A 664-nucleotide genomic window follows, 5' to 3' on the forward strand; every position below is an offset into this window, starting at 1 on the left:
ACAGCTCCGGAATCGACACCGCCACCGGGACCGGCCCGCTCAACACCGCCCGATTACCGATCACCTCAAGACGCGCACGCTCGGCCTCATCCAGCACCTCGATCGACGAGATACGCCGCGCGGAGTCGGCGGTCATGGTGACCAACACGTCGTGCAGTTGCGCGGCCAGGGCCTCGACGCGGGCGGTGTTGTACACGTCGGTGCGGAACTCCACCGCCCCCCCGATGCCGGCGGGCTGCCCGTCCTCGGTCCAGCGCTCGGCCAGCGAGAACACCAGATCCATTCGGGCGCTGCGGGTGTCGGTGGGCAACGGCGTTACTTTCAGATCGCCCAGCTGCACGTCCGCGAATTCTTCGTTCTGCCAGGCCAAGACGACTTGGATCAGGGGGTGGTGGGTCAGGCTGCGAGTGGGGTGCAGCCGTTCGACGAGGACTTCGAAAGGCACATCCTGGTGCTCATAGGCGGCCAGGCTGCGCTGTTGCACCTGACCCAACAACTGCGCAACCGTGGGATTACCGCTCAGATCGGTGCGCAACACCAGCGTGTTGACGAAAAATCCGACCAACTCATCAAGCGCGGGATCACGTCGCCCGGCGATCGGAAAGCCCACCGCCACATCCGAAGTCGCCCCCAACTTCCCCAACACCACCGCCAACGCGGCCTG

Annotated in this window: 1 protein-coding gene; it reads right to left on the bottom strand. The window is 65.5% G+C overall.

What is annotated here, in order from left to right:
• Positions 1 to 664: condensation domain-containing protein (locus tag A9X03_RS07865; RefSeq protein WP_156746501.1), on the bottom strand; the 664-nt coding region annotated here is incomplete at both ends.

This window comes from Mycobacterium sp. E1715, from assembly GCF_001667625.1.
Classification (GTDB): domain Bacteria; phylum Actinomycetota; class Actinomycetes; order Mycobacteriales; family Mycobacteriaceae; genus Mycobacterium.